Source organism: Sandaracinus amylolyticus (genome assembly GCF_000737325.1).
GTDB classification, from domain to species: domain Bacteria; phylum Myxococcota_A; class Polyangia; order Polyangiales; family Sandaracinaceae; genus Sandaracinus; species Sandaracinus amylolyticus.
Genome location: NZ_CP011125.1, coordinates 5,427,684 through 5,453,899, shown reverse-complemented (window position 1 = coordinate 5,453,899; position 26,216 = coordinate 5,427,684). Strand labels below are relative to the sequence as shown.

Below are 26,216 nucleotides of genomic sequence, written 5' to 3'. Positions count from 1 at the left end.
CGTCAGCCCGCGACCGGCAGCTTCTTCTCCGGCGCGACGCTCGAGCCGCCCGAGATTCCCGCGAAGAAGTCGTTGCCCTTGTCGTCGACGACGATGAACGCGGGGAAGTCGACGACCTCGATCTTCCACACCGCTTCCATGCCGAGCTCGGGGTACTCGAGCACCTCGACCTTCTTGATGCAGTCCTTCGCGAGGCGCGCCGCGGGACCACCGATCGAGCCGAGATAGAAGCCGCCGTGCGCCTTGCACGCCGCGGTGACCGCGGGGCTGCGGTTGCCCTTCGCGAGCATCACCATGCTCCCGCCGTTGGCCTGGAAGAGATCGACGTACGCGTCCATGCGGCCCGCGGTGGTCGGACCGAAGCTGCCCGACGCGTAGCCCTCCGGCGTCTTCGCGGGGCCCGCGTAGTACACGCAGTGATCCTTCAGGTACTGCGGCATGCCCTGGCCCGCATCGAGGCGCTCCTTGATCTTCGCGTGCGCGATGTCGCGCGCGACGATCATCGGACCGCTCAGCGAGAGGCGCGTCTTGATCGGATGGCGCGAGAGCTCCGCGCGGATGTCGCTCATCGGACGGCTGAGATCGATCTTCACGACCTCGCCCGAGAGATCCGCGTCGGTCGTCTCGGGCAAGTACTTCGCGGGATCGTGCTCGAGCTGCTCGAGGAAGATCCCCTCGCGCGTGATCTTCGCGAGGGCCTGACGATCCGCGCTGCAGCTCACCGCGATCGCGACGGGACAGCTCGCGCCGTGGCGCGGCAAGCGGATGACGCGGACGTCGTGGCAGAAGTACTTCCCGCCGAACTGCGCGCCGATGCCGGTGCGCTGCGCGATCGCGAGCACCTTCGCCTCGGTCTCGACGTCGCGGAAGCCGCGGCCGAGATCGTTCCCGCTGGTCGGCAGCGTGTCGAGGTAGCGCGCCGACGCGAGCTTCGCGGTCTTGAGCGCGTGCTCCGCGCTGGTGCCGCCGACGACGAGCGCGAGGTGGTAGGGCGGGCACGCCGCCGTGCCGAGCGAGCGGATCGCCTTCTCGACGAACTTCATCAGCGAGTCGGGGTTCAGGAGCGCCTTCGTCTCCTGGTACAGGTAGCTCTTGTTCGCCGAGCCCCCGCCCTTCGCCATGAAGAGGAATTCGTACTCGTCGCCGTCGGTCGCGTAGAGCTCGATCTGCGCGGGCAGGTTGTTCCCGGTGTTCTTCTCCCGGTACATGTCGAGCGGCGCGAGCTGCGAGTAGCGCAGGTTGCTCGTGAGGTACGTGTCGAACACGCCGCGCGCGATCGCGGCCTCGTCGCCGCCGCCGGTCAGCACGTACTGACCCTTCTTGCCCATCACGATCGCCGTGCCGGTGTCCTGGCACATCGGCAGCACGCCACCCGCGCTGATGCACGCGTTCTTGAGCAGGTCGAGCGCGACGAAGCGATCGTTCGCGCTCGACTCGGGATCGTCGAGGATGCGGCGCAGCTGCGCGAGGTGGCTCGGACGGAGGTAGTGCGCGATCTCGCGCATCGCCTCGCGCGTCAGCAGCGTGAGCCCCTCGGGCGCGACCTCGACGAACGAGCGACCGCCCGCGTCGAAGGTGCGCACGTGGTCGCCGTCGAGCTTCCGCCACGCCGTGCCGGGGTGGTGGTGGTCGATCGGGAGCAGCTCCTGGTACTGGAATTCGGGCATGGCGGCGCGAGCATAGCGCGCGTCCTCAGCCCAGGTACCCGCTCGCGAATTCGGCGCTGGGAGGGATGACGGTGACCACGTCGATCAGCACGTCGTCGGGCCCGCGCGTGATGAAGTGGCGCTGCCCCCACGGCTCGTCGCGCAGCGGGACCAGCATCGGCAGGCGCATGTCGAGCGCGCGCGCGTGGATCGCGTCGACGTCGGGCACCTCGACCGTGACGAAGAAGCCGGAGGGGAGGGCGCCGCGCGCGGGCTCGGGGATCGACGCGTGATCGAACGCGACGAAGCCGAGCTGCAGCGTCGGCTCGTCGTGCGACGCGAGGCTCGCGTACCAGTCGTTCTCGAACGTGCGCCGCAGGTCGAGCAGCGACGCGAAGAACGTCGCGGACGCGGCGACGTCGCGCGATGCGATGACGGGATAGAGACCACGGGTGGGCTGGGACATCGATCCTCTCCTTCGGGTGGTGGACGGACGACTCCCTCCGAGCGCAGCCGCGCACGAGCGCGCTTCACGCGAGCGGGAGGAGCACGTCGGTGACGAGCGCGTCGGGCGCGACCTCGTCGGGATCGTTCACGTAGATCTCGCGGATCGGGCCGGCTGGGACGTCGTTCGCGTCGGCCCACGCCCAGAGCGCGTGGTGCGCGTGCGCGAGCTCCGAGTAGGGCCCGACGTGCCGCACGAGCGCGCAGCGCGTCGCGGGCATGGTGATCCCGTCGTCGACCGTGACCGCGATCTCGATCGGGATCGTCTCGTCGTCGATCGACGCGTGGAGGATCGCCATCACCGGATCGCGCGCGCCGGGAACGGTCGCGAGCGACTCGCGGACGAGGCGCGTGGTGTCGGCCTCGAGATCCTCGGCGCTCGTCGTCGCGCGCACGATCGCGACGCAGCGCGCGGGCTCGGTCCGAAGCGAGACCTCGTACGTGATCGGCGCCGCGCCGCGCATCACGCGATCGAGCCCGCGCACCGCGCGCTGCCTGTCGGCGATCTCGCGCTCGATGCGCGCCTTCTCCGCCTCGAGCGCCGCCTGCATCGAGCGCGGATCGCGCAGCACCTTCGCGATGGTCGCGAGCGGCACGTCGAGCGCGCGCAGCGTCGCGATCGTGACCGCGTCGCGCACCTGCTCCGGTGCGTAGCTCCGGTATCCGGTGCGGCGATCGATCGACGCCGGACGCAGGAGCCCGATCTCGTCGTAGTGACGCAGCGCCTTCACCGTGAGGCGCGTGGCGCGCGCGAAGCGTCCGATCGACATGCGTTCCGACATCGCGACGCAGAGCCTGAGGTCTTCCCCTGCAGGAGAGTCAAGCGCGGCTCGTGACATCGGCGCGCCGAGGGACCACATCGAGGCTGCATGACCCGCGCGACACGCACCGAGAGCGACACGATGGGCACCCTCGAGGTGCCGGCCGACGCGTACTACGGCGCGCAGACCGCGCGCTCGCTGAAGAACTTCCCGATCGGCGATCAGCGCATGCCGCGCGAGATCGTGCGGGGGCTCGCGATCCTCAAGAAGGCGAGCGCCGAGGTGAACGCGGAGCTCGGGCTGCTCGATCCGAGGCTGCGCGATCTGATCGTGCGCGCCGCGGACGACGTGCTCTCGGGCGCGCTCGACGATCAGTTCCCGCTGGTCGTGTGGCAGACCGGCTCGGGCACCCAGTCGAACATGAACGTGAACGAGGTGATCGCGGGCCGCGCGAACGAGCTCGCGACGGGCCAGCGCGGCGGGAAGTCCCCGGTGCACCCGAACGATCACGTGAACCTCTCGCAGTCGTCGAACGACGCGTTCCCGACCGCGATGTCGATCGCCGCGACCGAGATCGTCGAGGCGCAGCTGCTGCCGAAGGTGCGCGGGCTGCGCGAGACCCTCGCGAGGAAGTCGAGCGACTTCGCCGACGTCGTGAAGATCGGTCGCACGCACCTGATGGACGCGACGCCGCTCACGCTCGGGCAGGAGATCTCGGGGTGGGTCGCGCAGCTCGATCTCGGCGTCGAGGCGATCGAGCGCGCGCTGCCGCAGCTGCGTCAGCTCGCGGCAGGGGGCACCGCGGTGGGCACCGGGATCAACGCGCACCCCGAGTACGCCGAGCGGGTCGCCGCGCGCATCGCCGCGCTCACCGGTCGCGCGTTCACGTCGGCGCCCAACAAGTTCGCCGCGCTCGCGGGGCACGACGCGTTCGTCGGCGCTCACGGCGCGATCAAGCAGCTCGCGACCGCGTGCATGAAGATCGCGAACGACGTGCGCTGGCTCGCGAGCGGGCCGCGCGCGGGGCTCGGCGAGATCCGCATCCCCGACAACGAGCCCGGCTCGTCGATCATGCCGGGCAAGGTGAACCCGACGCAGTCGGAGGCGCTCACGATGGTCGCGGCGCAGGTGATGGGTAACGACGCGACGCTCGGCTTCGCGGCGAGCCAGGGCAACTTCGAGCTCAACGTGTTCAAGCCCGTGATCGCGAGCGCGTTCCTCCAGTCGGCGCGCCTGCTCGGCGACGCGTGCGCGAGCTTCGACGAGCGCTGTGCGCGGGGCATCGAGCCCGACCGCGACATGATCGCGGCGTACGTCGCGCGCTCGCTGATGCTCGTGACCGCGCTCGCGCCGACGATCGGCTACGACCTCGCGGCGAAGGTCGCGAAGCACGCGCACGCGACGGGCACCACGCTGCGCGACGCGGCGATCGAGCTCGGCGCGCTCAGCGGCGAGCGCTTCGACGAGCTCGTGAAGGCGGAAGAGATGGTGCGCCCCACGCGAGGGTGAGGCGCACCACCGTCGCGATCAGCGCGTCAGGAAGATCGGGTTCGACATCGCGAACGGGAGCCGCCCCGGGTGCACCGGCTCGAGCTCCTCGTCACCCGCGGCGACGATCACGACCCACGAGCCCGCTGCGGCGACGTCCACCTCGATCGTCTCGTCGAGCACCACGGTGTCGGTGCGATCCGCGGGCGGCGTGATCGGGATCGTCTCGGTCGTCACGCCGTCGACGATCACCTCGAGCGAGTCGACGTCGATCCACGTCGCCGCGCGAACCACCACGTCGATCGCGGTGCGCGCGCCCGCGCTCGTCACCTCGCCGCCGGGGCCGACGCCGCCCGCCGCGGTCACGTCGAGGTAGATGCCGCCGCTCACGTACGAGCGTCCGTCGCGCGTCGCGTCGCGCACCTCGGTCGGCGTGACGCCGCGCGGATCGTCGGTGCCCATCGCGAGGCACGTGCGCGGATAGCCGATCGGCGCCGAGTACATGTGGTGGCTGTCCGACGAGCCGACCGCGAACACGCGACGTCCGAAGCGCAGCATGGAGAACCAGTCGCGCACCGTGTTGTCGCGGTTCTGCTCGAAGCTCGAGTCGTTGAGCACCTCGACGATCGAGAAGTCCTCGTCCCAGTGGGTCGGACGATCGACCATGCCGGTGTCGGGGTCGTAGCCCGCCGCGTTGAAGTAGCCCTGCGACGCCCCGCCCGAGCGCGGGTGGTTGATGATCAGCGTCGGCGCGCCCGGCAGCGCGCGCGCTTCCGCGAACACGTCGGGCGGCAGGCGCCCCGGCCAGCGCGGCGCGCCGCCGTTCGGACGCGTGTCGTCGGGCTCGACCGGGAACACGCCGAAGTGCCCCCACTCGAACGTCGTGAGCTCCTCGCCGGCGAGACCGAGCGCGAACGCGCCGAGCCCGAGCTCCTGCACGACCGGATCGAACGCGGCGATGAACTCGTGATCGCTGCGCACCGCGAGCTCGAGCCCGTCCGCGACGAGCGCGCTCACCTTCGCGGCGGCGTCGTCGTCGGAGTCCGGCGAGCGCGTCGTGTGGACGTGGTAGTCGGCGCAGAGCACGCCCGTCGTGTCGACGCTGCGCACCAGCGTCGCGTCGATCGTCTGCGTCGCGTCGGCGGCGACGGTGACCGTGCTGTCGACGAGCTCGTACTCGTAGCCGCGGGACACCACGACGCGCCACGGACCCGCCGGCACGCGCACCGTCAGGTCGCCGGTCGCGCCCGCGAAGAGCACGTCGGCGCGGCCGCCCGGCACCTGCTGCTCGCCCCAGCTGCCCGCGGGCCGCGCGATCTCGGTGCCCACCGGGAACAGCTGGACACGCGCTGGAAGACCGCCGCCTGCCTCGTCGCGCGCGTGCACTTCGATGGTGCCCATCGCCGCCATCGTGAGCGTCACGTCGTCGGTCCCGCGCGGCGCCGCGAACGGCCCCGCGATCGGCGTGCCGCGTCGATACGCCCAGACCTGCACGTCCTCGTCGGGCACCGCGAGCTCGAACGCGCCCGTCTCGTCGACGCGCCCGCGCGTGTGGTGCGTGTCGCCGCTCGTCACGTGCACGCGCACGTCGGTCGCCGGCGACCCATCGGCCTCGAGCACCGTGCCGCGGACCGTGCGCGACGCCTCGCCGAGCGCCTCGCGCGCGATCGCCTGCGTGCGATCGAGCGAGCGTCCGATCGCGATCGATCCGAGCGGCACCGAGACGCGCGCGCAAGCCTCGATCCGCTGCGGGCCGATGTGCGCCACCAGCACGCCGCTCTGCTCGATGATCTTGTTCAGCATGCGCCCCTCGGGCGGCTCGTAGGCGTACGACGCGCCGCCGTTCGGGTCGTCGAACGCGATGAACGGCGTGGTTCCCGTGAAGTCGTCGAACCCGCCGCTCGGCGTCCACGGCGGCATGCGCGAGCTCTGGAAGAATCCCTGGAGGACGTTCGACACGTTGGCCGCGGCCGCCGACGACTCCGCCGCGTGGATCGTGATGCGCACCCGATCACTGTCGGGCGCGAGCTCGTACTCGATCGCCGCGGGGAAGCCGTTCACGTCGCCGCGCACGATGTTCAGCAGGTCACCCGCGAAGTCGATCGGCGCGAGCGGACCCGTGGCGCGCACCACCGCGGGCTGGCCGTCGCTGCCGTCGTTCATCACGGTGACGGCTTCGGTGCGCACGAGGTACGCGCCGAGCCCGAAGAGCACCTCGTTGAAGTCGGCGGGCACGAGCGCGCCGTCCGTCTCGCGGCTCGCGACACCGACGATGCGCCCGCCGAACGGGTCGTAGAGATCCGAGGGCCCGACGTCCTCGATGATCACCGCGACGCGATCGTTCGCGAGGACGAAGTCGCCCGCCGACCACGTCGCGAGCCCGTGGCGATCCTCGGGCAGCTCGCTCTCCTCGATGCGCCCCGCGCGCGCCTGGCCCGCGGTCGCGAGCGGCTCGGCGTGCCCGTCGGCATCGCCGGTCTCGAACGGATCGACCTGACCGCAGGTCGGCGGCGGGCCCGAGTCCGCGCCCGCGTCACCGGTCATCCCGTCGTCGTCGCCGCACGCGCCGAGCGAGACGACGAGGACTGTGGCGAAAATGTGACCGGAAAGTAACGGATAGCGCATGGGCCGAAGGATACACACACGCGCAAGCGCTTCGGCAAGACACACTCGCGACGCGTGAACGCCCTCTTGCGATGCGCCCGTCGCGTGGTACGTGCGCGCCGCGCGTCGCACAGGCCGACGCCGCACGAGGGAGCGCGATGGCGATCGAGATCCGCGAGCACGTCCCCGGTCAGGACCTGAGCGACTTCCTGCGCGTTCCACGCATCGTCTACGCCGGCGATCCGAATTGGGTGCAGCCCCTCGACTTCGAGATGAAGCAGCGCCTCACGCCCGGGAAGAACCCGTTCTTCCACCGCGGCGAGCTCGCGCTGTTCACGGCGTGGAAGGACGGTCGCCTCGTCGGTCGCATCTCGGCGCAGCTCGATCACGAGCACCTGCGCAAGTACGAGGATCGCACCGGCTTCTTCGGGTTCTTCGACACCGTCGACGACGAGGAGGTCGGCAAGGCGCTCGTCGACGCGGCGTCGAAGTGGGTCGCGCGCCGCGGCATGCACCGCATGCGCGGGCCCTTCTCGCTGACGATCAACGAAGAGCTCGGCGTGCTGATCGAGGGCTTCGACACGCCGCCGGTGCTGATGATGAACCACCACCGGCCCTGGCAGGATCGCGTGGCGCTCGCGTCGGGCCTCGAGAAGGCGAAGGACTTCTACGCGTGGCGCTTCGACGTCGGCGAGATCCCGCCGCGCGCGCTGAAGGCGTGGGAGGAGACGAAGGCGCTGCCCGAGGTGCGCCTGCGCTCGGTCGAGCCGAGCAAGATGGACCGCGAGCTGCGGATCATCCTCGACATCTTCAACGACGCCTGGAAGGACAACTGGGGCTTCGTCCCGGCGACCGAAGAAGAGGCGAAGAAGATGGGCGAGGATCTGAAGCTGATCCTCGACAAAGAGCTCGCGTTCATCGCCGAGGTCGACGGCAAGGCGGTCGCGATGTGCATCGCGCTGCCGAACCTCAACGAGGTCATCCGCGACTTCGACGGCAAGCTGAACCCGGTCACGCTCGGGAAGCTGATCTGGCGGCTGAAGATCAAGCGCCCGAAGAGCGCGCGCCTCGTGATGCTCGGCATCCGGAGCGAGATGCGCCACCAGCGCCGCTACGCGGGCCTGTCGCACGCGCTCTACGTCGAGGTCGCGAAGCGCGGCGAGAAGCTCGGCTACGAGTGGGGCGAGCTCTCCTGGACGCTCGAGGACAACCGACCCATCAACCTCGGCATCAAGTCGATGGGCGCGCGCATCTACAAGAAGTACCGCGTCTACGAGAAGGCCGTGCAGGGAGGCTGATCGATGCTCCGCGAGATCTCGCTCGTCCTGCACATCGTCGGCGTGCTGCTGTGGATCGGCGGCAGCGCCAGCGCGGCCTGGACCGCGGCGCAGCTCGCGCTCGTGTCGTCCGCGGAGCAGCGCAAGGAAGGGCTGCTCGCGGTCCGTCGCGCGCTGCTCGCGATCGTGACGCCGGGGCTCCTGCTCGCGTGGGCGGGCGGCCTCACGATGTTCTTCACCGCGCTCGACGTGTACTCGCGCGCCGGGTGGATGCACGGCAAGCTCACGATCGGCATCGTCGTCGCGGCGCTGCACGGCGTGCTCGTCGCCCGGGTGCGCAAGGGCGCGAGCGGGGAGCGCGAGGTCTCGCAGGGCTTCTTCGGGGGCGTCGCGATGACCATCGTCGTGCTCGCGGCCGTGGTCGTCGCGCTGGTGATCTTTCGCCCGGGATCGTGAGCGAGCGTTCACGGTCGACGCGGCGCGATCGTGAACCTGGTGCCCCGGATGCGCGGTCGGACACGCGCGTTTCCCGGAGCGCGGCATCGTGGCACGCTAGCTGCTGACCGCGAGGCGATCATGATGCGACGCGTCCTCCTCCTCGCCCTCGTCTGCGCGAGCTTCGCCGTGGGCTGCGGTGATCACCGACTGACCGCGAGCGGCTTCGCGCGCTTCGAGAGCGACGATCTGCGGACGGGCTTCGAGCTCCCGATGAACGTCCGGATCGACGGCGACGCTGCCGCGGGTGGCGTCACCGGCTCGTGCGAGATCGAGCCCGTCGGTGACGAGGATTACGCGGTCATCATCGACCTCTTCGGCGGCGGCGGCGACGAGGGCCTCCGCTCGCTGACGCTCCGCGCGCAGAGCGACGGGTCGAGCAGCAGCGTCGAGGCGCGCGTCGCGTCGGGCACGTACAGCGGCGACGCGTCGTGCGTGGTCGAGCTGACCGACGTCGATGGCGACGAAGTGGTCGTCGACGTCGAGGCGTGCACGCTGACGTCGGGCACGAGCGTCGCGACGCTCGATGCGCACCTCGAGCTCGACGGCTGCGCCGTGGTTCAGTGATCACTCGACGCGGATCGTTCTCCCCGACCAGGTCCGAACGTCCATCGCGCGCCCATCCGTCGTGATGATCGCGCCCCCGTCGCGATCGGTGCGCACGACGTGCTGCGCGCTCCCCTCGAGCCGCTCGACCACGTCGGCGTGGGGATGCCCGAACTGATTGCCTCGCCCCGCGCTCACGACGGCCACGCGCGGGCGCAGCACGTCGAGGAACGGCGCGGTGCTCGACGTGCGCGATCCATGGTGCGCGACCTTGAGCAGATCGACGCGCGACAGGAGCCCGCTGCGCGCGAGCACGCCTTCGCTGTGTTGCTCGGCGTCGCCCGCGAGCAGGAGCCGTCGCGCGCCGATCGCGATCTCGATCACGAACGAGTTCTCGTTCGGGTCCCACCCCGGATCGAACGCAGGGCAGGGCCAGACCACACGCACGCGTGCCGCCCCGAACGCGCGAGGCCGCGCGCAGAGCGCATCGGGCCTGCGCACCGGGATCCCTCTCTCGCGCGCCGTCGCGAGCATCGCCGACAGCTCGCCGTCGGGCAGCTCGTCCTCGCTCTGCCCGGTGTCCCAGAGCTCTCCGATCTCGACGTGCTCCATCAGCGCAGCGAGCCCGCCGTAGTGATCGGGATGCGGATGCGTGATCACCGCGACGTCGATCCGATCGCGACGCCGCGCACGCAGGGTCGGCGCGATCGCCGCTTCGCCCGGATCGATCCCCGGGCCCACGACGCCGCCCGCATCGACGAGCACGAGCGAGCCGTCGGGCATGTCGATGAGCGCGCCGTCGCCTTGACCGACGTCGAGGAACGTCGCGCGCAGCACGCCGTGCGGCTGCTCGTTCGCGCGCAGCCGGACCTCGGCGCCTGCCATCGCGACGAGACCCAGCACGATCACGATCACGCCTGCGCGCACGCTCCGCACGACGAGCAGCGCGCCGCACGCAACCGCGAGCACCACACCCTGCGCGATGTCGAGCGGCGGTAGCGCGCGACCGAGCGGGAACGCGGCGAACGCCTCGCACGACGCGAGGAACCCACGCGCGACGAGATCCATCGCGGCCCCCGTCGGCGCGGCGAGCACCGGCGCGATCGATGCGATCGCCGCGTGCACCGCCGCGATCGGCAGCAGCACCGCGCTCGCGATGGGCACCACGATCACGTTCGCGATCACGCCCATCAGCGGCAGCCCTTCGAAGCACCAGATCACCAGCGGCGCGGTCGCGAGGCTCGCGCGCACGCTCGCGACCACCAGCGCGCGCAGCGGTCGCTCCTCCGCGTCGCCGATCGGCGCGAGGATCGCCGCCGTCGCGGCGATCGACAGCAGGAACCCAGGGCGCGCGAGCGTCGCAGGATCGACGATCCCGAACACCAGCACCGCCGCCGCCGTGACCGCGACCGCATCGGCCCGACGTCCCGACGCGCGCAGCGCGTACGCGATCGCACCCGTGATCGCGGCGCGCCACGCGCTCGGCGCGCCGCCCGCGAGCGGCGCGTAGATGAGCGCGAGCGGCACGCCGATCCCGGCCGCGATCCGCGCGACCTCCACGCGCATCGCGATCGCCGGCACCCACGAGAGCGCGCGTCCGAGCAGCCACACGAGCGCGCCGATCAAGAGCGTCACGTGCATGCCCGACACCGCGAGCACGTGCGCGAGGCCGGCGCCGCGCACCGCTGCTTCGTCGTCGTCACCGAGCGCGAGATCCCCGAGGATCAGCGCCCGCGCGACGCCACACGCCGGCTCGTCCAGCGTGCGTGCGAGCGCGCTCCTCACGTGCGCTCGCGCCGCGCCGATCCACGCACGAACGCCGAGCTCGCGCGCCGTGCTCACGGTGATCGCCCGCGCGTCGGCGCGCACCGGATCGATCATCGGCCAGCGCGGATGCGGGCTCGGATTGCGGAAGCCCGCGGTCGGCGCGATCGCGAACGAGCCCTCGACGCGCGTGCCCTCGCTCCACGCGCGGTCGCGCACCCGGATGCGATCACCGCGGCGCAGCTCGACGTCGCCGCGCGCGTCGTCGACTCGCACGATCGCGTCCGCACGATCGTCGCGCGCCCGCAGCTCTTCGACGACCCCGCGCACCTCGGCCGTGCCGACGCTCACCAGCTCGTCGCCGGCGCCCTGCGAGACGCCCACACCCGCCGCGCACGCGAGCACGCCCAGCGCCACGCCGACCCACGCTCGCGGCCGCGCGTCCGAGCGCCTCGCCAGGAGCGCCAGTCCAGTGCCCACGGCCAGCGCGAGGACCGCGCCTACCCAGCCCGCGTCGACCCCACCTGCCGCCGCGCTCAGCACCACGCCGAGCACCAGCCCTCCTGCCGTCCACCCGAGCGCGCCCATCCGCGCCCGCCAGGTCACACGCCGTACCGTCGCTAGTACGCCGAAATCATCAATGATTTCGCCAGGGCGTCCTGACGGTCCGCCCGCCACCCGCCGCCACGTCCGCCATCCCGGCCGCTGGGCCGGTGCGCGCCTTGACACCGATTCCGCCGCCCCCTATGCCTCAGCTCGGCTCAACCCTTACCCGTACGTGAGGGTTTGACTCCAACCTCCGAACCCCGTGACCACTCGATTCGAGCTCCCGCCCGGCAAGACCGTGCGCCGCCTGCCCATCGCGGCGGACGTGGCGTCGCCGCGCGTCGAGACGTGCACGACGCACGACGTCGAGCCGCTCCGGGTCGGCGAGCTCGCCAAGCGCACCGGCAAGACCGTCCGCGCGCTGCACCTCTACGAAGAGATCGGCCTGCTCGAGCCCGCGCGCCGCACCGACGCCGGCTATCGGCTCTACTCGTCGGACTCGGTCACTCGCGTCGAGTGGATCACGCGCCTGCAGGACGCCGGTCTCTCGCTCCCCGAGATCCGCGATCTCCTCGCGAGCTGGGGCTCGAGCGGCTCCGCGCCCGGCGCGATGAAGAAGGTCACCGAGGTCTTCGAGCAGAAGCTCGACGAGACCCGCGCGCAGATCGCGCGCCTGCACGAGCTCGAGCGCGAGCTCGTGCGCAGCCTCGAGTACCTCGCGACGTGCGACAGCTGCCAGCCGCAGCGCGTCGTGCACGAGTGCCCGAGCTGCGATCGCCACGACGAAGGAACGCATCCGCCGGTGCTCGTCGCCGGCTTCCATCCGACCGCCTCCGACGGCGCGGAGTGATCCCGAGATGACGCTCAAGCTTCCGATCTACATGGACAACCACGCCACGACGCCCGTCGACCCGCGGGTGCTCGAGGCGATGATGCCGTTCTTCACCTCGCACTTCGGCAACGCCGCATCGCGCAACCACGCGTTCGGCTGGGCCGCGGAGGAGGCCGTCGAGTACGCGCGCGATCAGGTCGCGAAGCTGATCGGCGCGGGCAGCTCGAAGGAGATCGTCTTCACCTCGGGCGCCACCGAGAGCGACAACCTCGCGATCAAGGGCGTCGCCCACTTCTACAAGGAGAAGGGCGATCACATCATCACGTCGCGCACCGAGCACAAAGCGGTGCTCGACACGTGCAAGCGCCTCGAGCGCGAGGGCTTCCGCGTCACGTACCTCGACGTCGATCAGAAGGGCCAGGTCTCGCCCGACGACGTGAAGAAGGCGCTGACCGACAAGACGATCCTCGTCTCGATCATGCTCTGCAACAACGAGATCGGGACGGTCCAGCCGATCGCCGAGATCGGCAAGCTCACGCGCGAGCGCGGCATCCTGTTCCACACCGACGCGGTGCAGGGCGCGGGTCGCATGGAGTTCGACGTCGAGAAGATGAACGTCGATCTCGCGAGCCTCTCGGCGCACAAGATGTACGGCCCGAAGGGCGTGGGCGCGCTCTACGTGCGCCGCAGCAAGCCGCGGGTGCGCATCGTCGCGGAGATGGACGGCGGCGGTCACGAGCGCGGCATGCGCTCGGGCACGCTCAACGTCCCGGGGATCGTCGGCATGGGCAAGGCTTCCGAGATCCTCGTGAAGGAGTACGAGAAGGACCGCGCGCACTCGTTCGGTCTGCGCGAGCGGCTTCGCAAGAAGCTCTTCGACAACATCGAGCAGATCCACCTGAACGGCGCCGACGATCCGTGGCGCCACCCGGGCAACCTCAACGTCTCGTTCTCGTTCGTCGAGGGCGAGGCGATGCTGATGGCGATCAAGGACGTCGCCGTGAGCTCGGGCAGCGCGTGCACGAGCGCGAGCCTCGAGCCGAGCTACGTGCTGCGCGCGCTGGGCGTCGACGAAGAGCTCGCGCACTCGTCGATCCGCTTCGGCCTCGGCCGGTTCAACACGGAAGAGGAAGTCGACTACGTCGCCGACCTCGTGATTCGCCAGGTGAAGCGCCTGCGCGAGATGTCGCCGCTCTACGAGATGTGGAAGGACGGCGTCGACCTCAAGACGATCCAGTGGACGGCCCACTGAGGAGCTGCAGATGGCGTATTCGAACAAGGTCATCGATCACTACGAGAACCCGCGGAACGTCGGGACGCTCGACAAGGAAGACGACACGGTCGGCACCGGGCTCGTCGGCGCGCCGGCGTGCGGCGACGTGATGCGCCTGCAGCTCAAGGTGAACCCCGAGACGAACGTCATCGAGGACGCGAAGTTCAAGACGTTCGGCTGCGGCAGCGCGATCGCGTCGAGCTCGCTCGCGACCGAGTGGGTCAAGGGCAAGACCGTCGACGAGGCGATGTCGCTCAAGAACACCGAGATCGTGAAGGAGCTCAACCTCCCGCCGGTGAAGATCCACTGCTCGGTGCTCGCCGAGGACGCGATCAAGAGCGCGATCGAGGACTACCGTCGCAAGCAGGCCGCGAAGAAGGCCGAGCAGAAGTAAGCGAATCATGGAAGCGCACGAGAGCAGCACGCCCGAGACGACCGAGCCGGTGAGCACGCCGGCGAAGGACATCGATCTCACGCCGAAGGCGGTCGAGATGGCGAAGAAGGCCATCGAGCGCCGCGGCACGCCCACGGCCGCGCTGCGCCTCGGCGTTCGTGGCGGCGGCTGCTCGGGCGCGAGCTACGTGATCGAGTTCGCGGATCGGATCCGTGATCGCGATCACGTGTTCGAGTTCGAGGGTGGCGCGCTGAAGGTCGTGGTCGACCCGAAGAGCCTCGTGTACCTGCGCGGCTCGGTGCTCGACTACGAGGTGAAGCTGATGAGCCACGGCTTCAAGTTCCAGAACCCGAACGAGAAGAAGGGCTGCGGCTGCGGCGAGAGCTTCTCGATCTGAGGAGCGCCGCGACGGGTCGCGCCCGAGTCGAACGATGAGCACCGACCCGTTCCGCACGCTGGGCCTTCCGGCGCGCTTCGATCTCGACGCGCAGGAGATCGAGCGTCGATATCGCGAGCTGCAGAAGGCCCTGCACCCCGACCGCTTCGTCGGCGCGAGCGCGCAGGAGCGCCGCCTCTCGCTGAGCAAGGCCGTCGAGGTGAACGAGGCGTACCGCACGTTGCGCGACGATCTCGCGCGCGCTCGCGCGCTGCTCGCGCTCCGCGGCCACGACGTGAAGGACGGCCAGCCCGCCGACCCCGAGTTCCTGATGGACGTGATGGAGCGACGCGAGGCGCTCTCCGAGGCGCGCAGCGCGCGCGACGTCGGGAAGGCACGCGCGCTCGCGGAGAAGGTGCGTCGCGAGAACGATCGCGCGCGCCAGGAGATCACCACGCTCTTCGAGCGCGAGGCGGAGCCCGCGCGCATCGCCGACGTGCTCTCGAAGATGCGCTACTACCGCCGCTTCCTCGACGAGGTCGAGGTCATCGAAGAAGAGGCGCTCTCGTGAGCCTGCTGCAGATCCACGACCCGGCCGCGAAGCCCACTGCGATCGGGATCGACCTCGGGACGACGAACTCGCTCGTCGCGTACGTGTCGCCGACCGGCGCGCCGGTGGTGATCCGCGACTGCGACGGTCACGCGCTCGTGCCGAGCGTCGTGCACTACACGGGCGAGCGCGTCGTGGTCGTCGGTCATCGCGCGCAGGAGCTCGCGCTCGATCATCCGCGCGACACGATCGTCAGCGTGAAGCGCTTCATGGGGCGCGGCGCCGACGATCCCGAGACGCGGCGCATGGGCCCGTACCGCTTCGCGAGCGAGAGCGGCCCGGTGGTGCGCTTCGAGGTCGGCGAGGGCAGGGTGGTCACGCCGATCGAGGTGAGCGCCGAGATCCTGCGCGAGCTGAAGGAGCGCGCGGAAGACGATCTCGGTAGCGTCGGTGGCGCCGTGATCACCGTGCCCGCGTACTTCGACGACGCACAGCGACAGGCGACGAAGGACGCCGCGAAGCTCGCGGGGCTCGAGGTGCTGCGGCTCCTCAACGAGCCCACCGCGGCGGCGCTCGCGTACGGCCTCGACAAGAAGCAGAACGGGCGCTTCGCGGTCTACGATCTCGGCGGCGGCACGTTCGACGTGACGATCCTCGATCTCGACGACGGCGTGTTCCAGGTGCGCTCGACCGGCGGCGACAGCCAGCTCGGCGGCGACGACATGGATCGCGCGCTCGCGGAGAAGGTGCTCGTGGCGCTCGGTCGCGACGACACGAGCCCTCACGCGGTCCGCTACGCGCTGCACGCCGCGCGCTCGATCAAGCACGCGCTCACCGATCACGACACCGTCGAGACCGAGCTGGAGCACGACGGCGCGAAGACGACGTTCCGCATCACGCGCGCGGACTTCGACGCGGTGATCAAGCCGCTGCTCGAGCGCACCGGCATCGCGTGCCGTCGCGCGCTGCGCGATGCGCAGACCACGCCGGATCGGATCGACGGAGTGATCCTCGTCGGTGGCGCGACGCGCGTGCCCGCGGTCCGTGCGTACGTCGCCTCGATGTTCGGCAAGGAGCCTCTCGCCGACATCGATCCCGACCTCGTCGTCGCGATGGGCGCGGCCGCGCAGGCCGACATGCTCGGTGGGAGCGGACCGCGCGAGGACGTGCTGCTGCTCGACGTGCTCCCGCTCTCGCTCGGCATCGAGGCGATGGGCGGCGTGGTGGAGCGCATCCTCCCGCGCAACACGGCGATCCCGTGCGAGGCGGCGCAGGTCTTCACGACCTACGCCGAGAACCAGACCGGCTTCGAGATCCACGTGGTGCAGGGTGAGCGTGAGCTCGCGGAGGACTGTCGCTCGCTCGCGCGCTTCACGCTGAAAGGCATCCCGCCGATGCCTGCGGGCCTGCCGCGCCTCGAGGTGCGCTTCCGCGTCGACGCCGACGGCATCCTCCACGTGAGCGCGCAGGAGCGCACGACGGGCCTCACGCAGGACGTCGAGGTGAAGCCGAGCTACGGGCTCGACGACGCCGCGATCGAGAAGATGCTGATGGACGCGTACGAGCACGGCGAGGACGACATCGCCGCGCGCACGCTCCGCGAGCAGAAGGTCGAGGCGGAGCGCGTCCTGCACGCGACCGAGAAGGCGCTCACCGAGGACGGCGATCTCCTCGAGTCGAGCGAGCGCACCGTCATCGATCGCGCGATGCAGCGTCTTCGTGATGCGGCCGCGAAGGACGAGCACCGCATCATCGCGGCGCGCATCGAAGAGCTCGACGACGCGACCCACGCGTTCGCCGGGCGCCGTATGGATCGTTCGATCAAGAACGCGCTCGCGGGCCGCGAGCTCGAGACGATCGAGAAGGACACCGCGTCGGCGAAGGGCATCGACGCGCACATGCCTCCCGAGGCGAGAGACGACTGATGCCGAAGGTCCGGTTCGTGAAGGAGAACCTCGAGGTCGAAGTCCCCCAGGGCACGTCGATCCTCGAGGCCGCGAAGAAGATCGGCGCGCCCGAGGGCGATCGCTGTGGCGGCGTGTGCGCGTGCTCGACCTGCCACGTCTACGTCGTGAAGGGCTTCGACGCGACGTCGGAGATGGAGGACGAGGAGTTCGACATCCTCGACAAGGCATTCGACGTACGCCCGTCGTCGCGGCTCGGATGCCAGGCGAAGATCCAGGGCGACGTCGCGGTCGAGATCAGCGACGAGAGCTTCCAGGCGTTCCTCGACGAGCACCCGGACGAGAAGGCCGCCGCGAAGAAGCTCAGGGAGCGCTGAGGAGGGGAGGCGCGCAGCCTCCCCGGGAAGCTCAGAGCGACATCTCTTGCTGGAACCGCTTCTCCTCGCGGTCCTTGATCGACTCGAGGATGATCGTCGCGGTCTCTTCGATCGCGCGACCACTGACGTCGATCACCATCCAGTCGGGATGGCGCGAGAAGATGCTCTCGGCGTACTCGAGCTCGCTGCGCACGTGCTCGCGCAGGCCGTACGCGGTGTCCGCGGGCATGCCGAGCTGGACCAGGCGCGCCTTGCGGATCTCGAGCAGCTGATCGATGCCGATCGTGAGCCCCACGACGCGCTCGGACGGGATGTCCTCGAGCTCCGCGGGCGTCGACACCCCGAGCACCAGCGGCACGTTCGCGACGCGCAGGCCGCGCCCCGCGAGGTACGTCGAGAGCGGCGTCTTGCTGGTGCGGCTGACGCCGACGAGCACCAGATCGGCCTTGCGCAGGTTGCGGGGCTCCTTGCCGTCGTCGCTCTTCACGGCGAACTCGATCGCCTCGACGCGCCGGAAGTACTCCTCGGAGAGCGGCATCGTCGCGGACGGCTGGTTCAGCGGCGACGCCTCGACGTACGTCGCGACCTTGTGGATGAGCTGGCCGATGACGTCGACCGTCTCGACCTTCTCCTGCTGCGCGATCTCGTGGAACGACTCGCGCAGCTCGGGCGACACGAGCGTGAACACGACCATCGCGCCGGCCTCGCCAGCCTTGCGCAGCACCTCCGCGACCGCGTCGCGATCTCGCACGCGCGTGAACAGGCGCACGCGCACGCGGTGATGAGGGAACTGCAGGAGCGCAGCGCGCACCACGCGCTCGGCGGTCTCGCCGGTGGAGTCGCTGACGACGAAGATCTGGTGGCCGTCCATCGTGCTCTTTTGTCTACCACGCCCGGACGGTTCGCGACACTCGCCGCAGCGTGACGGAACGACGAAGCCCGGGCGCCCTCGTGAGAGGAAGCACCCGGGCTCGCGTCGTCGCACGAATTTCGAGCGGAGCGCGCTCAGCTGTTGCTGGGGTGCCCGCCGCGGCCGAGCGGACGTCCGGCCATGCGGTTCACACGGCGGCGGTTCTTGGCCTTGAGCTTCGACTTCGCGCGCTTGGACCGCGAGCGGTCGCGCTTGCGGGGCTTCCGCGAGATCATCAGGAACATCGTTCGCTCCTCGAAAACGTAGGGGCCGAAGGTCTAGACGAGAGAGCCCGACGCCGCAAGGCGCCGGGCTCGTCTCAGGTCACATCGCGAACGCGATCACGCGGGCGGACGGCGGACGCACGAGCCCGTGTCCGCGCCGGCCGCGACGCGGCAGACGCGATCGGCGCCGCAGTCGGTGGCCTGGGTGGCCATCGTGCAGGGCGTGGTGCACAGGCCCGCGAGCGTGCCCGACGCCGCGACGTTGGGCTGGCACACGTCGGTGTCCGGCGTGCACATCCCGTCCTCGCAGGGGTCGACGCAGCGGCCGAGGTCGCTGCTCACGATGTCGGCGGTGCAGACCTGGTCGAGGAAGCAGTCGGTGCTGTCGCCGCAGGTCCCGCCGAGCGTCTCGCAGAACCCGTAGGTCTCGCCCTCGACCGCGACGCAGGTCTCGCCCGTCTCGCAGGTGCCGGGCGTCGCCGCCGGATCGCACGTCGGACGGCACGTTCCCGTCGGAACCTCGCCGCCCGTCGCGGGCTCGAGCTCGCACGCCTCGCCGGCGCGGCACGTGAGGTTGTCCTCGCCGCCGCAGAGCGGGAAGCAGTAGCCCATGAAGCCACCGACGTTGATCGGATTGCCCGAGGTGTCCTGCAGCGGCACGCAGGTGTTGCCGGGCTGGCAGTCCGTGGTCGCCGCGCAGCCGTCGACGCAGAGCGAGCCGTCGTTGCCGCCGAACGGCAGGCAGATGCCGCGGCCGCCGTCGCACACGCCTTCCGCCGTCGTGTCGCTGGCCGTCGCGCACTGCGCTTCCGCGCACGTGCCGCCGCGGAGGCAGAGGCCGATGTCGGCGGCGCAATCCGTCGTCGCGTCACACGCCTCGCCGACGGTCGCCGTCGCCGCGTTCTCCCACTCGCAGCGGCCGGTCGTGGTGCTGCAGCTCACGCCGGTGTCCGGGACGACCCAGCCAGCGAAGTTGTTCTCCTCGGTGATGACGATCGTGCCGTTGCACTGCGCGCTGTTGCGGCACGACTCGAAGCACAGGTTCGTCAGCGGATCGCAGCTGTAGCCCGTCGGGCAGCCGCCGTTCGTCGCGGGGTCGAACGTGCAGGTGCCGCGGCAGATGCCGGTGTCCTCACCGTACGCACGGTCCGCGGTCTGGAAGAACAGCCAGACGGGCACGCCGAGGTTGTCCTCGCCGATGTTCTGCGAGCAGCGGGCGCACGACCCGCACATGTCCGTGTCGGCGCTGACGTCGCACTGCTCGGTGCAGAGCGAGCCGTTCGCGAACGTGATCGGGATGTCGTTCGCGGGGTTCGGCGTCTCGACCTCGCGGAACGTCTCGTTCGTCGCGTCGGTCGCCTCGGCCTGCGGGTAGCCGAACGCGTTGCGGAGCGTCAGCTGCGCACCGGACACCGCGAATTCCTGGATGCACTCCAGGCCTTCCATGCAGGCACCGGCGCGGCACAGGCCGCCCACGCGCCCCGTCGTGCCGCACGCAGACGCTCCACCGCCGTCGGTCCCCGAGTCGCCGGTCATCGGACCGGCGTCGGGAAGCTGTGCGTCCACGTCGATCACCGTACCGTCGTCGTCACCGCAGCCGACTGATCCGGCGATGGCGACTGCGCTCAGCAGCGCGAACCAAGCACTTCTCCTCATCACGAATCCTCCCGAATCGACGCTGGCCGCGCCCGAGCTCGGCCCCGCAGATCTGGACGACGAGGCCCTCCCGCCTCTCGTCGAAGAACGCGCGGCATATCGCTGGGCGTACTGCAGAGTCAAGCCACTCTGCTCCGGTACCGGCACCGGAGCTTCGCCTCGTCGTGAGCAAACCATTGCGAGCGCACCGGCCGGTCGGACCTCGCCGGACCGGGATGCATGCAGCACACACGCCACGCGGAAACGCTGGGATTTTCGCTCGACGGCAGCTTGCGAACGCGACGCTCGCGTCGTTGCGTAAAGATGCTGACGGCGATCGTCAGCGCCGACTGAGGAGGCGCTTCAGCGCGTCGCCGTACTCCGCGCGCGTGATCACGCCCTTCTCGATCAGCGCGAGGAGCAGCGCTTCGTGCCGCTGCTCGATCGTCGCTTCCTGCTCGAGGCGATGCACGGGCATCGTACGCGGTACTTCTTCGGGTGGCTCGGTCGCGCGGCGGCGCCCGGTCGCGACTCGACGAGTCGACTCGGGGGCGATCTCGTCGTCGGTGCCCGCGGGCGCTTCGATGACGCGCGTCGCGTCGGGCCCGTACTCGCGATCGAGCGCGCGTCGGATCGACGACACCGTCGCGACCATCGCGCGCACACCGCGGCCGGCCGCGGCGGCGATGTCGGCGATCGCGCGCTCGTCGAGCGGGTTCGCGAACGCCGCACGCACCGATCGTCCGCTGGGCTCGAGCGCAACGACGATCGCGAGATGGCGTCGCGAGATCTCCTCGGGAACGAGCCGCACGGCCTCGTGCTCGAGCGTGCCGCGATCGAGATCGATCACGACCGCTCCCGCCTCGCGTGCGAGCAGGTCCGCGACCACGTCGTCGCCTGCGAGCCCGGCGTCGATCACCGCTGCGATCGCGGATCCACCGCGCTTCCGCAGCATCGCGACGTCGCTCGGCGCGATCACTCCCTCGCGCGCCAGGAGATCCAGGACGTCCAACGCTCCCCCTCGCGCTCCGTCCGTGTGTTCGCGCTGCGTATCTCGCCGGTCGCACGCGCCAGCGAAGCGGGCTCTACAGGATTCGAACCTGTGACCTTCGGCTCCGGAGGCCGACGCTCTATCCAGCTGAGCTAAGAGCCCGAGGACGAGCGGTGTATCGCGCGGTGCGTCGCGACGCAAGACGCAACGCCGACGAGCTCGAGTCGATGAGCGTGGTTGCGGTTGCCCGCATCACCTCACGATCTCACACAGCCCTCACGGAGCCTGGTCATGCGTCGACGTCTCGTTCGGATCTCTCCTCTCCTCGTGCTCGCGGCGAGCGCCTTGGCCGCCGGTTGCGAGACACCGCTCGAGTGCGGAGAGCTGCTCCGCCAAGCACCCGACCGGCGGATCTGCGTGTGCCCCAATGGCGGTGAGTACCGCGACGGTCTCTGCCATCGCGACGGCAGCGTCGTGCCGCTCGACGGCATGACGTGGGACGACGCAGGCGTGGAAACGACCGAGGACTCGGGGATCGACTCGGGGCCCGCGTGCGAAGAGCGAACCTTTCATCGCGATGCCGACGGCGACGGCTTCGGTGATCGCGCGAGCTCGATCAGGTCCTGCGACGCGCCCGAGGGCTACGTCGAAGACGATCGCGACTGCGACGACGACTGCGAGGCGTGCGGGCCCGAGGGCACCGAGGTCTGTGACGCGGACCTGAAGGACGAAGACTGCGACGGCGCGAGCAACGAGGCCGACGCTGGATGCACGTGCATTCCTGGCAGCGCGCCGGTGCAGTGCGGCACGACGGACGTCGGCGAGTGCAGCTACGGGACGCAGCGATGCGTCGACGGAACGTACGGTGAGTGCGAGGGCGTCGTATCGCCGGTCGACGAGATCTGCAACGGTGTCGACGACGACTGCGACGAGCGCGTCGACGAGTCGGTGACCACGACGTTCTATCGCGATGCCGACGGCGACACGTACGGCAACGCTGCGATGACGATGCAGGCGTGTGCGGCACCGAGCGGCTACGTCGCGCGCGCGATGGACTGCAACGACTCGTGCTCGGCGTGTCACCCCGGGCGCGCCGAGACGTGTGACGGCGAGAACAACGACTGCGACACGGCGACGGACGAAGGTGTGCTCCAGACCTTCTACCGCGATCTGGACGGCGACACGTTCGGCAGCGCGACCAGCCCGATGACGGCGTGCGCTGCTCCGGCCGGATACGTCGCGAACGACGACGACTGCAACGACTCGTGTGGATCGTGTCGGCCGGGCGGCACCGAGGTCTGCGACGGCCTGGACAACGACTGCGCGGGTGGCGTCGACAACGGCGTCCGAACGACGTTCTACGCGGACTGTGACGGTGACACGTTCGCGGCGAGCGGCGCCGTCACCACGAGCGCCTGCGAGCCCCCCAGCGCCGCGCCGGCGGCGTGCGGCGCCGGAGGATCGTGGACCGACCGGGCGCCCACGACCGGGCAGACGGACTGCGCGGACTCGAACAGCAGCGCGTTCCCCGGACAGACGCAGTACTTCGGCTCGCCCATCGCGGGCGCACCGGCGTCGCGCGACTTCGACTACGACTGCGACAACGTCGAGACGCGGCGCTACACGCTCACGAACGTGACGGCCTGTGGCGGCGGTACGGAGTCGCAGTGTCGCAGCCGGAGTGGCTGGAGCGGAAGCACGACGCCGGCATGCGGTGCAGAGGCCCAGCACCTCGAGTGTCTGCCCCCCATCTCGGGCTCGTCGTGTGCGGGGCTCGGCCCGCGCGCGGTCGCCCAACGTTGCCGCTGACGGTCAGCCGCCGGACTTCGTCTTCGTCACGTACTCGTCCGCCATCGTGCCGACGAACTGGGCGAGGATGCCGTCCGCGACGCGGAGCCTTCGGCTGAGCTCTCTCGCGATGTTCATCACGAACAGCGAGTACGCCTTCAGGTCGCGGCGATAGAGCAGTCGATCGACGCTCTCGGCGCTGAGCCGCATCACGCGGCTCGGCGCCAGCGCGCGCACGCTGGCGCTGCGCGGCTGCACGTCGAGGATCGACATCTCGCCGAACCATCCGCCGGGGCCGAGCATCGCCACGCGGATCTCGCTGCCCGTTCTGGTGCGCTTCAGCACCTCGAGCTCGCCGTCGAGCACCACGAACATCTCGCGAGCAGGGTCGCCCTCGGAAACCACACGCGTTCCGACGTGGACGCGCTCGACCGGGAGCTCGCGGCACAGCACGCCCAGCGTCTCGTCGTCGAGCCCGCCGAACAGACCGACCTCTCGGAGCATCGCGGGGTCCACCCGATCCATCGAGGCGCGCGTGTCGCTCATGGTCGGCATCCTCTCACCGGCAAAGAGGAGCGGCAAGCATCGCGCTTCCGCCGGACCTCTCGCTCCCGGTAGACTCGGTGCGTTCCTTTGGCGATCGACGAAGAGCTCGACCTGCCTCGCCCATTCGGGCCGTACACGCTGACGCGTCGACTCGCCGTCGGTGGAATGGCCGAGGTGTACGTCGCGAAGACCAAGGGCCTCGGTGGCTTCGAGAAGGTCGTCGCGATCAAGGTCATCCATCCGCGCTACTCGGAGGACGAGCACTTCGTGCAGATGCTCGTCGAGGAGGCGAAGATCTCCGTCCTCCTCACGCACGTGAACATCGCGCAGACGTTCGACCTCGGCTGCATCGACGACACGTACTACATCGTGATGGAGCTCATCGAGGGCGCCGATGCGTATCGCGTGATGCGCCGGACGACCGAGATGAAGCGCGCGATGCCGATCGATCTCTGCGCGCACATCGCGGCGGAGATGTGCAACGGGCTCGACTACGCGCATCGCAAGCGCGACGCGGAGGGCGCGTCGCTCGGCATCGTGCACCGCGACATCTCCCCGCAAAACGTCCTGATCTCGTACGCGGGCGAGGTGAAGATCGTCGACTTCGGGATCGCGAAGGCCGCGCTGCGCAGTGGTCAGACCGAAGCCGGCGTGATCAAGGGCAAGTACTACTACATGTCCCCGGAGCAGGCGTGGGGCGATCCGATGGATCACCGCTCCGACATCTTCTCGACGGGCGTCGTCCTCTACGAGCTGCTCACGGGACGGATGCTCTACCAGGAGGACAACGTCCCGCTGCTCCTCGACAAGGTGCGCAAGGTCGAGGTCGCGCCGCCCGAGACGCGCCGTCCGAGCATCCCGAAGGCGCTCTCCGCGATCGTGATGAAGGCGCTCTCGAAGGAGCCGCAGGATCGCTATCAGTCCGCGCAGGAGATGGCGCAGGCGCTCACGCAGTTCCTGTATCAGACGAGCCCGACGTTCACCGCGGCGCGGCTCGCCGAGCTGATGGGCACGCTCTTCCCGAACGAAGTGCAGCGCCACAGCGCGATCATGAAGCTGCCGTCGGTCGAGGAGCCGATCGGACGCGACTCGCTCGCTCCCGCGGCGCAGTCGAAGAGCGTGCTCTTCGAGCTCGGCGCAGAGGAGGACGAGGACGCGACGCGCAACGACGTGCTGCCGTTCCGCAAGGCGCAGCGCGTGACCAAGCCCGCGACGAGCCCGGCCGAGGAGGCGACCGGGAGGCCGACGCTGCGCCCGCCGCGCCGCAACGTCGAAGGCGAGCCGACGCGCGCTGCGTCGCCGCGCGCGGCGAACGGCGGGAGCGATCAGGTCACGGCGCCGGTGGTGGGCCCGAGCGGCGCGTGGGTGTCTCCGGTGAGCACGACGTCGCCTCGTCGCGCGCCCGACGAGCCGACCGACGACACGCACTCCGCGCCCGAGTGGGACGACCCCACGCGCCTCAAGGACGAGGAGTGGAGCGAGCAGGACGCGACGCTCGTCGACGCGGGGGATCTCGCTGCGGCGTTGCTCGCCGCCGCGCCGAAGATCGAGGGCGCGCAGCAGGCGCAGAGCGAGCGCGGCAGGGTCAACGTGCAGTGGGCAGGCAAGGTCCCGCAGCACGCCGCGCCGCCGCAGGCCGCGAGCGCGCAACGAGCTGCGCCGCCACCGAGCGTGTGGGTCGAGCCGCCGCCTCCTCCGCGCGCGGCTCCGGTCGCGCCGGCGCCACGCGCGCCCTGGGAGCCGCCGAGCGTCATCGCGCCGCCGACCGCGCTCGTGTTCACGGCGCCGACGCCGGGCGTCGATCCGTTCGCGTCGCCGCCGCCGAGCCCTCCCGGCGCGACCGGTGGGTTCGAGCCGGCCGACTCGCGTCGTCGCTCGGCGATGCTCGCGATCGCCGCGGTCGCGGTGGTCGTGCTCGGCGTGCTCGCCATCGCCGCGGTGCTCGGCGCGGCGCCTCCACCGGCGATCGAGGTGATCTCGTCGCCCACCGGAGCGAGCGTCGCGATCGACGGCCGGCCGGTCGACGGCGTCACGCCGATCGTGATCACCGATGGGATCGAGAGCGGACGCAGCTACCGCGTCGACGTCGTGATGGCGGGCTATCAACCGTGGACGGCGCAGCTCTCGCCGACGGAGGGCGCGCTCCGGCAGTTCGTCGTCCTCGCGCCGCTGCCGGCGACGCTGCGCGTCGAGACCGAGCCGCCGGGCGCCGAGGTGATGGTCAACGGCGTCGTGCGCGGCGCCGCGCCGATCGAGGTGACGGGCCTGCAGGTCGGTCAGGAGGTCGAGGTGCGCGCGGCGATCGCGGGACGCGCGCCCGTGATCCGGCGCGTGCGCCTCGCCGAGGGCACGACGTCGGAGCGCATCCTCGTCACGCCGTGATCACTGGATCGTGGGCGGCGGCTCGATCGGGCCGAAGCGTGCCTCGTGCCGCGCGAGCGTCTCGCCGAGCGCCGCGTGGAAGCGCTTCGCGTGCGCGGGCGAGAGGAGGATGCGGCTGAGCAGCCAACCAGCGCGGCCCTGCACGAACGCGAAGTCGAGCACGAAGCTGTCGAAGCTCGAGCCGACCTGCGCGAGGTTCGAGAAGCGACCCTTCGCGACCTCGTCCTCGGCCTTGATCGTGATGTCCGCGGGCGGTGCGTTGGGCGGATTCTGCTGATCCATCGTGCTCTCCAGCTGCTCGTCGAGCGCAGCGCGCGACTATAACAGGCAGTGTGGGAACCGCGTCGCCGGGGCGGTGTCCAGCACGGCGATGAGCGCCTCCACCGCACCGGCAGCACCGCCT

Annotated in this window: 24 protein-coding genes and 1 tRNA gene; 13 read left to right on the top strand and 12 right to left on the bottom strand. The window is 70.3% G+C overall.

Annotation, left to right across the window (positions count from 1 at the left end; translation table 11 throughout):
- Window positions 1-2 precede the first annotated feature (2 nt).
- The 3 genes from DB32_RS23145 to DB32_RS23135 all read right to left on the bottom strand — a co-directional run bounded on the left by DB32_RS23145 (window position 3) and on the right by DB32_RS23135 (window position 2,920).
- A complete protein-coding gene (locus tag DB32_RS23145; RefSeq protein ID WP_053234814.1) occupies window positions 3-1,667 on the bottom strand; it encodes a fumarate hydratase in 1,665 nt (554 codons plus the stop codon).
- Between the two features lie 25 nt (window positions 1,668-1,692).
- Window positions 1,693-2,112: a VOC family protein gene (locus tag DB32_RS23140; protein WP_053234813.1), complete on the bottom strand. Its 420-nt coding sequence runs from the start codon at window positions 2,110-2,112 to the stop codon at window positions 1,693-1,695.
- A gap of 64 nt (window positions 2,113-2,176) precedes the next feature.
- A complete protein-coding gene (locus DB32_RS23135) occupies window positions 2,177-2,920 on the bottom strand; it encodes a MerR family transcriptional regulator (protein ID WP_053234812.1) in 744 nt (247 codons plus the stop codon).
- Window positions 2,921-3,019: 99 nt separating this feature from the next.
- Between DB32_RS23135 and fumC the strand changes: the two genes are divergently transcribed.
- Window positions 3,020-4,420, top strand: coding sequence for a class II fumarate hydratase (gene fumC, locus DB32_RS23130; protein ID WP_053234811.1), 1,401 nt, complete (start codon window positions 3,020-3,022; stop codon window positions 4,418-4,420).
- Between the two features lie 18 nt (window positions 4,421-4,438).
- On the opposite strand, the gene DB32_RS23125 is transcribed toward fumC, so the two are convergent.
- Window positions 4,439-7,024 carry a CehA/McbA family metallohydrolase gene (locus DB32_RS23125; protein WP_157069312.1) on the bottom strand — a complete coding sequence of 862 codons (2,586 nt, stop codon included), beginning with the start codon at window positions 7,022-7,024 and terminating at the stop codon, window positions 4,439-4,441.
- A gap of 137 nt (window positions 7,025-7,161) precedes the next feature.
- On the opposite strand from DB32_RS23125, the gene DB32_RS23120 reads away from it, so the two are divergent.
- From DB32_RS23120 to DB32_RS23110, 3 genes are all read left to right on the top strand, one after another.
- Window positions 7,162-8,301, top strand: a complete 1,140-nt coding sequence (locus DB32_RS23120) for a hypothetical protein (protein ID WP_053238923.1) — start codon at window positions 7,162-7,164, stop codon at window positions 8,299-8,301.
- A gap of 3 nt (window positions 8,302-8,304) precedes the next feature.
- Window positions 8,305-8,736: a CopD family protein gene (locus tag DB32_RS23115; RefSeq protein ID WP_053234809.1), complete on the top strand. Its 432-nt coding sequence runs from the start codon at window positions 8,305-8,307 to the stop codon at window positions 8,734-8,736.
- Window positions 8,737-8,856: 120 nt separating this feature from the next.
- Window positions 8,857-9,342 (top strand): hypothetical protein, encoded by a 486-nt coding sequence (locus DB32_RS23110; RefSeq protein ID WP_053234808.1) that lies wholly within the window; start codon window positions 8,857-8,859, stop codon window positions 9,340-9,342.
- Here DB32_RS23110 and DB32_RS23105 read toward each other — a convergent pair whose 3' ends face one another.
- Window positions 9,343-11,763: a DNA internalization-related competence protein ComEC/Rec2 gene (locus tag DB32_RS23105; RefSeq protein WP_157069311.1), complete on the bottom strand. Its 2,421-nt coding sequence runs from the start codon at window positions 11,761-11,763 to the stop codon at window positions 9,343-9,345.
- Window positions 11,764-11,893: 130 nt separating this feature from the next.
- Between DB32_RS23105 and DB32_RS23100 the strand changes: the two genes are divergently transcribed.
- Genes DB32_RS23100 through DB32_RS23070 form a run of 7 tightly spaced genes read left to right on the top strand, consistent with a single transcriptional unit; the run spans window position 11,894 to window position 17,337 of the window.
- Window positions 11,894-12,481, top strand: a complete 588-nt coding sequence (locus DB32_RS23100; RefSeq protein WP_240481241.1) for a MerR family transcriptional regulator — start codon at window positions 11,894-11,896, stop codon at window positions 12,479-12,481.
- Window positions 12,482-12,488: 7 nt separating this feature from the next.
- A complete protein-coding gene (locus DB32_RS23095) occupies window positions 12,489-13,715 on the top strand; it encodes an IscS subfamily cysteine desulfurase (RefSeq protein ID WP_053234806.1) in 1,227 nt (408 codons plus the stop codon).
- Between the two features lie 10 nt (window positions 13,716-13,725).
- A complete protein-coding gene (gene iscU, locus DB32_RS23090; RefSeq protein WP_053234805.1) occupies window positions 13,726-14,130 on the top strand; it encodes a Fe-S cluster assembly scaffold IscU in 405 nt (134 codons plus the stop codon).
- Window positions 14,131-14,137: 7 nt separating this feature from the next.
- On the top strand, window positions 14,138-14,527 hold the full coding sequence (locus DB32_RS23085) for a HesB/IscA family protein (RefSeq protein ID WP_075097598.1): 390 nt from the start codon (window positions 14,138-14,140) through the stop codon (window positions 14,525-14,527).
- Between the two features lie 34 nt (window positions 14,528-14,561).
- Window positions 14,562-15,077, top strand: coding sequence for a Fe-S protein assembly co-chaperone HscB (hscB, locus tag DB32_RS23080; RefSeq protein ID WP_053234804.1), 516 nt, complete (start codon window positions 14,562-14,564; stop codon window positions 15,075-15,077).
- Window positions 15,074-16,981 carry a Fe-S protein assembly chaperone HscA gene (gene hscA, locus DB32_RS23075; RefSeq protein ID WP_053234803.1) on the top strand — a complete coding sequence of 636 codons (1,908 nt, stop codon included), beginning with the start codon at window positions 15,074-15,076 and terminating at the stop codon, window positions 16,979-16,981. Before hscB ends, hscA begins: the two co-directional genes overlap by 4 nt.
- Window positions 16,981-17,337, top strand: a complete 357-nt coding sequence (locus DB32_RS23070) for a 2Fe-2S iron-sulfur cluster-binding protein (protein ID WP_053234802.1) — start codon at window positions 16,981-16,983, stop codon at window positions 17,335-17,337. Before hscA ends, DB32_RS23070 begins: the two co-directional genes overlap by 1 nt.
- Window positions 17,338-17,368: 31 nt before the next feature.
- On the opposite strand, the gene DB32_RS23065 is transcribed toward DB32_RS23070, so the two are convergent.
- The 5 genes from DB32_RS23065 to DB32_RS23050 form a co-directional block, all read right to left on the bottom strand.
- Entirely contained in the window at window positions 17,369-18,208 is an 840-nt protein-coding gene (locus DB32_RS23065; RefSeq protein WP_053234801.1) for a pyruvate, water dikinase regulatory protein, read from the bottom strand.
- A gap of 134 nt (window positions 18,209-18,342) precedes the next feature.
- On the bottom strand, window positions 18,343-18,492 hold the full coding sequence (locus tag DB32_RS46995; protein ID WP_157069310.1) for a hypothetical protein: 150 nt from the start codon (window positions 18,490-18,492) through the stop codon (window positions 18,343-18,345).
- A gap of 96 nt (window positions 18,493-18,588) precedes the next feature.
- Window positions 18,589-20,127: a hypothetical protein gene (locus DB32_RS23060; RefSeq protein WP_157069309.1), complete on the bottom strand. Its 1,539-nt coding sequence runs from the start codon at window positions 20,125-20,127 to the stop codon at window positions 18,589-18,591.
- 319 nt (window positions 20,128-20,446) lie between these two features.
- Entirely contained in the window at window positions 20,447-21,118 is a 672-nt protein-coding gene (locus DB32_RS23055) for a GspE/PulE/PilB domain-containing protein (protein WP_053234799.1), read from the bottom strand.
- Window positions 21,119-21,185: 67 nt separating this feature from the next.
- Window positions 21,186-21,259: transfer RNA gene (locus tag DB32_RS23050), tRNA-Arg, on the bottom strand.
- Between the two features lie 129 nt (window positions 21,260-21,388).
- On the opposite strand from DB32_RS23050, the gene DB32_RS23045 reads away from it, so the two are divergent.
- On the top strand, window positions 21,389-22,906 hold the full coding sequence (locus DB32_RS23045; protein ID WP_053234798.1) for a putative metal-binding motif-containing protein: 1,518 nt from the start codon (window positions 21,389-21,391) through the stop codon (window positions 22,904-22,906).
- 3 nt (window positions 22,907-22,909) lie between these two features.
- Here the strand turns inward: DB32_RS23045 and DB32_RS23040 are convergent, their stop codons facing one another.
- Entirely contained in the window at window positions 22,910-23,431 is a 522-nt protein-coding gene (locus DB32_RS23040) for a cyclic nucleotide-binding domain-containing protein (RefSeq protein ID WP_236604942.1), read from the bottom strand.
- An 87-nt stretch (window positions 23,432-23,518) separates the two neighbouring features.
- Between DB32_RS23040 and DB32_RS23035 the strand changes: the two genes are divergently transcribed.
- Window positions 23,519-25,813 carry a serine/threonine-protein kinase gene (locus DB32_RS23035; protein ID WP_053234797.1) on the top strand — a complete coding sequence of 765 codons (2,295 nt, stop codon included), beginning with the start codon at window positions 23,519-23,521 and terminating at the stop codon, window positions 25,811-25,813.
- On the opposite strand, the gene DB32_RS23030 is transcribed toward DB32_RS23035, so the two are convergent.
- A complete protein-coding gene (locus tag DB32_RS23030) occupies window positions 25,814-26,095 on the bottom strand; it encodes a DUF3467 domain-containing protein (RefSeq protein ID WP_053234796.1) in 282 nt (93 codons plus the stop codon).
- Window positions 26,096-26,216 lie beyond the last annotated feature (121 nt).